The sequence below is a fragment of the Petrotoga halophila DSM 16923 genome (assembly GCF_002924615.1).
Genome location: NZ_JALY01000285.1, coordinates 1 through 7,042, shown reverse-complemented (window position 1 = coordinate 7,042; position 7,042 = coordinate 1). Strand labels below are relative to the sequence as shown.

Sequence of the window (7,042 nt, the reverse complement as noted above, 5' to 3'; positions counted from 1 at the left end):
ATAATGACTAGGTTGAAAAGCTTTTTGTGAATATTTTTAGCTGTCCCTTTAATCATAATAGCAACCTATTTATTTTTTAATTATGTGAGCATAAATTACATAAGTAGAATGAAAAGAAGTAAAAAGTTTTTAAAAGTGGAAAACTTCATACCAACATCAAACTTACTTTTTAGGATGAGCAAAAACGGTATTTCCTTAGCGAATATCTGTATTTTATCAACATTGATACTTTTAGCCCTTACAACAGCATCTTCTGTATTCTTTGGAAAAGAAACAATGATTGACAACAGACTAAACAGAGACGTTTACATAGAAACAAATTCAGAAAATGAAACTGCTAGTATAAAAGAAAGTATAAATATCCTCAAAGAAGAATATCAAGCCACTTTTGTAAATTATGCTGAATATGATGAATTTACAACTGACGCCATTCTAAAAGAGGATGTAATGTATTTTGGACTAACGCTAACGCCAGAAAACATTAGTAATCATTGGGCAATCTCAATAATTCCGCTGGAAGACTACAATAATTACGCTCCGGAAAAGTTGTCATTGGAAGAAAATGAAATAGCTATCTATTCGCTTAGTAACTCTTTAAATCTTTCAACTTTAAAGATGCAAAACCAAGCTCTTCAAAAGGAATTCAAAATTTTGGAATTAGATTCTTTTTACATCAAAGAACGGATTCAAGGTTATTTGTTTAGGCACTTATATATCGTAGTTGATTCTATAAATGAAATTAACGAAATAGTAGGATCAACTGAAGAAAGTCACGTTATTTCGTTTGACGTGACAGAAGAGGTTGATACAGAATTTTTTTACTCTTTAGATGATACTTTAAAAAGTAAAGGAACGATTTTCTATGAGATCAAAAAAATAGTATCAGACGAATGGATAATGTACTTTGGGGGTGGCTTGATTTTGTTGATATTTATGAGTTTATTGTTTATGATGACTTTTATACTCACTTTATACTTCAAACAAATATCCGAAGGGTATGAAGATGCCAAAAGATACGATATTTACAGAAAGTTGGGAGTGAGCGAAAAAATAATAAAAAAGAGCACCAATAAACAGATGTTAAGAATATTCTCTATACCATTATTAGGTGCGTTACTTCATGGTATTTTCTCTCTTTTCTTAATAAGGAGAATATTATTAGCCTTCCGGATGAGCAATTTTATGATTATACTCAATTCTTTTCTTGTGATTGCCTTTATTTTTGCGGTTGTTTATTATATAAGTTACAAATTGACCTCAAGAGTATATTATAGGATCATTTCATAAATTTAGTGCATTTTTTCTGTGATTGGAGATTAAATGAAAAAATGGGGTTTTCTGATTAAATAAATTTTATAGCTAAAAGTACCACAAAAACCGTTTTCAAAAATGCATTGTTGAATGGTCAACAAGTAACAACAAATTTGTCTGTAGGGAGATGGATTTGATGGATATTATAGAAATAAAAAATCTCTGCAAAGAATACAAAGGAAAAGAAGAGCCTGCTTTGAAAAATATAAACATCTCAATTAAAGAAGTGAAAAGATGAATTCAATGAGTGTACGTTTCTTGTAAATTTCTTAGAAGAAAGGAGACTCCCTGTTAAGGTATACTTAACAACCTTTTCCAAAAGATAGAAAGCATAATTCTTATCGTGGTAGCAAGCAGTGGAAACAACAAGGAAGGAAGTAAAAATTTGATTCATATTAGTGAGGTTCAAGTCAAAGAATTATTTTCAAAAACTAAATTGCCGGATGCAGATTATGTATGCAATCCCTATGTTGGATGCACGCATAAATGTATTTATTGTTATGCGGAATTTATGAAACGTTTTACAAACCATAATGATAATTGGGGAGATTTTATTGATATTAAGAAGGTTTCATCAATAAAAATTCCTGAATTCAAAGAGAATCAAACAATATTATTTAGTTCTGTTACAGATCCATATAATTCGTTCGAAAAAAAGTATGAGGCGACGAGAAAAATATTGAAGAAGCTTACTGGAACTAAGGCTCATGTTGAGATCTTAACGAAGTCAGCATTAGTTACGCGAGATATTGATTTGATAAAGCAGTTTTCAAATATTAAGGTTGGGATTTCCATGAATACCTTAGATGATAAATTTCGAAAAGAAATAGAACCATATGCTTCTTCGGTGGAAAAGAGACTGGATGTTTTATATAAACTTAATGCAGAAGGAATCAATACGTATGTATTTATATCTCCAATCTTTCCAGGGATCTGTGATTATGAATCAATCATAGAGAAGATCTATAAGCATACCCATTATATCTGTTTTGAAAATTTAAATTTGAGAGGTAGTTATAAAGGAAGGGTAATGAATTACATAAAGGATACCAGACCCTATTTGCTACCCTTGTATGATAATATTTATAATAAGAATGATAATTCTTATTGGGAAAGGTTGAAAGATGATACATTAAAAACCTGTGAAAAATATGGTGTTGATTGCCGAATCTATTTTTATCATGATAAAATAAAAAAGAAGTAAAAATCGGGTAAAAGCGATATTTATCAGACTTATAGTATAATTAAGTTGAACAAACAAAAAAGAAAACTCTTTACCAATCTTTTAGTACACTCTTTCCCCTAAAGGGACCTCTTTATCGGGATGCAGTAAAACAACCTGTCCTTTTTCGTTATTTACTCCCAATACAAGAACTTCTGAAATAAAATTAGCAATTTGCTTTGGTGAGAAATTGGTAACCGCAATGACAAGTCGATTTAAAAGTTTTTCTTTTTTATATACCTCTTTAATTTGAGCGCTTGAATGTTTTAATCCATACTCTCCAAAATCGATGGTAAGTTGATAAGCAGGCTTTCTTGCTTTTGGAAAGTCACCAACTTGTATAATTTTCCCTACTCTCATCTCAACTTTTGCAAAATCTTCGTATTGAATCAACTTCCTTCGCTCCTTTGTTTACAACTCATTATAAAATACCTTCGATATATAATCCAAAATTGAATTTATAAACTGTTCTTTATTCACAATTTCACACAATAGTTTAATGTTTATTTCTCAACCCCTTTTTCCTTTACCCAATAACAACAAAAATATAAAATAAAATTCACTTCAAAAACCTTTTCTTTGGAATGTTAACAACTCTCGAAGCTTCTATATTTTTTTCTTAAGTTCATTATATCATAACTCTCTTATAATAAGTAAAAGAAATGGCAAAAACAGTATATTCGGCAAAAAAATCGTAAATATTTTAACGTAACTATTTTTTGACTGATCTCTGTAATAGTTTATCAATGCATATTTGAAGCCAATTAAAAAAACAGTTGAAAACCATATGAAAAAGTATATAATAAAATTAAGATCTTTAGAAGGGTGGGGAGCGAGTTTCACATTCGTAGATATCTTTGGTAAAAAACTAATGGTTGAATAAGAAAAAGAAAATGCTGTGATGAACGGAGGCAAAGGGAACAGATATTAAGTTTTAGAATTTTTAAAGGCAGTAATTTTATAAAAACCGGAGGATAAGATCTATGGGGCGTTTTGGTAAATCAATCAAACTTGACTCTACAATAACGAAATATTATTTTATTATTATACTTTACGAAAGTATTGATAAATTATTCGGCACTGTATATGTTGCTCATATGGGTATAAGGGGATTAACCTCATTTCAGATCGGACAGGTATTAGCGATTGCTTCAATAGCGTTAAGTGTATTAGACTTTCCAACTGGAAACATTGCTGATAAATACGGTCGGAAAAGATCGTTAGTGTTAGGATTTTTTATATGGTCCATCGGGTTACTGGTATTTTTCCAAGCAAATAATCTATTCACTTTTATCTTGAGTATTTTATTTTGGGCAGCCGGTGTTGCATTGATTAGCGGCACTCCGGGAGCTTGGTTTGTAGATGAAATTACTAAAGAAGGTCGAGCACATTTAAAAGCGAAAGTGTTTCCGAATGCAAATGCAATTTCACTAATATTCGGAGCTATTATAGCTTTACTGTCCTCTGTTCTTGCAATTGGTCGTCCGGATTTTCCCTTATTGGTTGCTGGTATAATGGCACTTGGGACATCGATCATTCTTATTTTCATTTTAAATGAAAATTACGGAGATAGGGCAATTTCATTTAGAAAAGCCCTTGTTCGAAACACAATTGATATTTTTAAAAGTACCACAATGAGATTAATTTTGATTTACTCTATGACAGGAATAATTGCTTTCCAGACCTTTGTAATGATATGGCAATTATATATGGTCAAAGAGCTTAAATTGTCTACTGCATACTTAGGTTTTACAATGGCAATTTTTCTTGTAGTTTTAGCCGTTGGAAATAGTTTAGCAGGCATACTTCTAAAGCGTTTTGAAGGTGTGAAAGTATCAATAATGGGGCAAAGTTTAATTGCAATTGGTTCTATTACAATCGCTTCTCACGCTTCAATTGTTGCTTTCTACTTAGGAGCCAGTTTAATAGAATTGGGATTGGGCATAGATAAGAGTGCTAGTTCAGTATGGGTTCACGATCTCATTCCAAGTGAGAGGAGAGCATCTTATATTTCAGCTATTTCTGCTGCTGGATCCTTGTTTGGTTTCACTATCCCTTTGGTAAGTGGTTATATTGCGGATCAAATAGGTTTTCGCTACAATTGGTTGTTAGCCTTTATAGGAAGTATTATTACTATTACTCTATTAATCAAAATTGGTACAAAAATAAGAACTGTGAGAGAAGTGATTGAGAATGTTGAGGAATCAAATTAGTGAAATTAATGCTTGTTTTCATAAGGTATTATCAGGAGGTTAAAAGGGATGAATCAAAAAAAGTTAGACCAAGAAAAATCCATGAAAAAATTTATGATAATTTGGATAGGGCAATTCGTCTCTATTTTAGGTTCTGGTTTGACAACTTTTGGGTTATCTGTCTGGGTTTTAGAAGCAACTGGAAGTGCAATGACTTTTACTATGACTGTTTTAATGCGGATTTTACCAGGGATAATCTTTGCACCGATCGCAGGAACAGTCGCTGATAGGAAAAACAGGAAAAATATAATTATATTCACAGACGCATTTGACGCACTTTTAAAAATGTTTATGATCATATTGCTTATAACGGGGCAAATGAAACTATGGATGATTTTCCCTATTAACTTCATATCTGCAGTATTTGGGACATTTCAAGGGCCTGCATTCACTGCCTCTATTCCAGAAATTGTTCCTAAGAAAAACCTTGGTAGGGCAAATGGAATGATGCAATTAATCCCATCCATTCAAAATATAATAGCACCTGTAGTAGCAGGAGCCCTATACCCTTTAATTGGTTTATCAGGTTTATTAACAATCGATTTTATAACATTCTTTGTAGCAATAGGGACAGTCCTATCACAAAAAATCCCACAGCCTGTTATCGAAGATAAAAGGGTAAATATGGGTAATATAATCAATGATTTTAAATATACCCTTACATATTTAAAAGGAAAACAAGGTTTTTTCTCACTCATAGCTGTATTTGCCCTGTTAAACTTTATAGCTAATTTATGTATTGTGCTTGTTGGACCAATAATAATGGGCAATTATAATTCAGTAATTTATGGGATGGTAAATTCCATATCGGGAATAGCATTAGTTTTAGGAGGGTTAGTTGCAAGTGTTATACCAACTATTAAAAATAGGGTAAAAGCGATATTTATCAGCCTCATACTATCAGGTATAGGTTTGTGTGTGATGGGTGTATCGCCTGTTTGGTATATAATTGGCGTGGGATTTTTCATATTTATGTTGCCTGTTCCATTCACAAATGCAACATTGGGTACCATAATGCAGCTAAAAATTGAGGGTAAAGTTTTGGGTAGAGTGGGCGCTGTGATAGATGGACTTTTGAAAATTATAACTCCAGTTGCAATTGTATTATCAGGTGTTTTGGCAGAAAAAGTATTCAATCCACTTCTTATAGATGGAGGCACATTAGCGAATACGTGGATTGGCTCTTTAATAGGTGTTGGGAAAAACAGGGGGATAGGACTTATGTTCATTCTATCTGGTTTGATTTTATGTGTCGTTTGTGTTTTAATGCTATTTAATAAAGTAGTAATGAACCTAGAAGAAAATAATCCAGATGCTGTTTTGGATTAAGAGAAAGTTAGAGTGATTCATTCCAATCTTTTTCACGGACATCTAATATGATCTAATGCCCAGTTTTCTGACAATTTGTCCTTATATGATATAATATTATTAGAAACTAGAAAATAAAAGGGATGAATTTGATGAAAGTCAAAGAAATAATATTTATAGTAGAAGAAGACCCAGAAGGTGGATATAACGCAAGGGCTTTGGGAGAATCGATCTTTACGGAAGGAACTTCCTTAGATGAGCTTAAAGAAAATATCAAAGATGCTATAAAATGTCACTTTGATAAAGAAGAAGATGTTCCCGATATTATAAGATTGCGTATTGTAAAAGAAGAGACATTCAAATACGCCTAAAGTTCCAAAAAGAGCAGCTGGTAGAAGAAATTTTCAAAAAATAAAAAATTCTTTTCTAAACAACCAGTCTTTGTTATTTGAAGGATTAGAAATTAAAGATAAAACTAAATTTGCAAAATTGATCGCAAAACTAATGATAGAATCAAAAAAGACGCCCAACATGGGCGTTTTTCAATTAAAAATTGCCAATAATTTCTACAAACTCTTCTCTTTCTTCTCCTTCAAACACATAAAAAGAAACAGCAGAAGGTTTTCTTTTTAACGTATATTTTTTCACGAATGGATCAATCTCTTTTGGCACTTTCGGTGTGAATTCTTTGGGTATATCCTTCAAATCGTAGTACCTACCGTAATTCATTATGAACTTTTCTACTGTCTTTTTTTGTCTTGTATCAAGGCCAATGTAATTTTCCATGAACTCTTTTAAATTCTTTTTATTTAAGTCTTTCATAAACCTTTTTACAACTTCTTTCCTTCCCAAATAAAAAGGATGTTCGTTGAAGGTTATATTTTTGTTTGTGTAGATTTTTGGTTCTTGAATGTTTGTTAGTAAAGATGCACTTACTAAATGTATCTTT

6 protein-coding genes and 1 pseudogene are annotated in these 7,042 nt (G+C 31.7%); 5 read left to right on the top strand and 2 right to left on the bottom strand.

Features of this window, described 5'->3' with window-relative positions:
* Positions 1–135: 135 nt before the first annotated feature.
* A complete protein-coding gene (locus tag AA81_RS13065) occupies positions 136–1,287 on the top strand; it encodes a bacteriocin-associated integral membrane family protein (RefSeq protein ID WP_169999796.1) in 1,152 nt (383 codons plus the stop codon).
* Between the two features lie 409 nt (positions 1,288–1,696).
* Complete coding sequence (locus AA81_RS13060; protein WP_169999794.1) at positions 1,697–2,515, top strand: radical SAM protein; 819 nt, start codon at positions 1,697–1,699, stop codon at positions 2,513–2,515.
* A gap of 81 nt (positions 2,516–2,596) precedes the next feature.
* Here the strand turns inward: AA81_RS13060 and AA81_RS13055 are convergent, their stop codons facing one another.
* Positions 2,597–2,926 (bottom strand): tRNA-binding protein, encoded by a 330-nt coding sequence (locus AA81_RS13055; RefSeq protein ID WP_103899279.1) that lies wholly within the window; start codon positions 2,924–2,926, stop codon positions 2,597–2,599.
* Positions 2,927–3,516: 590 nt separating this feature from the next.
* Between AA81_RS13055 and AA81_RS13050 the strand changes: the two genes are divergently transcribed.
* The 3 genes from AA81_RS13050 (at position 3,517) to AA81_RS13040 (ending at position 6,464) form a co-directional block, all read left to right on the top strand.
* A complete protein-coding gene (locus tag AA81_RS13050) occupies positions 3,517–4,746 on the top strand; it encodes an MFS transporter (RefSeq protein WP_103899278.1) in 1,230 nt (409 codons plus the stop codon).
* Positions 4,747–4,794: 48 nt separating this feature from the next.
* The gene (locus tag AA81_RS13045) at positions 4,795–6,114 is read left to right on the top strand and encodes an MFS transporter (protein WP_103899277.1); all 1,320 of its coding nucleotides are present in this window, start codon (positions 4,795–4,797) and stop codon (positions 6,112–6,114) included.
* 131 nt (positions 6,115–6,245) lie between these two features.
* Positions 6,246–6,464, top strand: coding sequence for a 2-oxoisovalerate dehydrogenase (locus AA81_RS13040; protein WP_103899276.1), 219 nt, complete (start codon positions 6,246–6,248; stop codon positions 6,462–6,464).
* 175 nt (positions 6,465–6,639) lie between these two features.
* On the opposite strand, the pseudogene AA81_RS13035 reads toward AA81_RS13040, so the two are convergent.
* Positions 6,640–7,042: pseudogene (locus AA81_RS13035) on the bottom strand (hypothetical protein); the annotation flags it as partial.

What these genes read in the sequence shown, in the direction of transcription:
- AA81_RS13040 (WP_103899276.1), top strand. Translation starts at nt 6,246, where the DNA reads ATGAAAGTCAAAGAAATAATATTTATAGTAGAAGAAGACCCAGAAGGT.
- AA81_RS13050 (WP_103899278.1), top strand. Translation starts at nt 3,517, where the DNA reads ATGGGGCGTTTTGGTAAATCAATCAAACTTGACTCTACAATAACGAAA.
- AA81_RS13045 (WP_103899277.1), top strand. Translation starts at nt 4,795, where the DNA reads ATGAATCAAAAAAAGTTAGACCAAGAAAAATCCATGAAAAAATTTATG.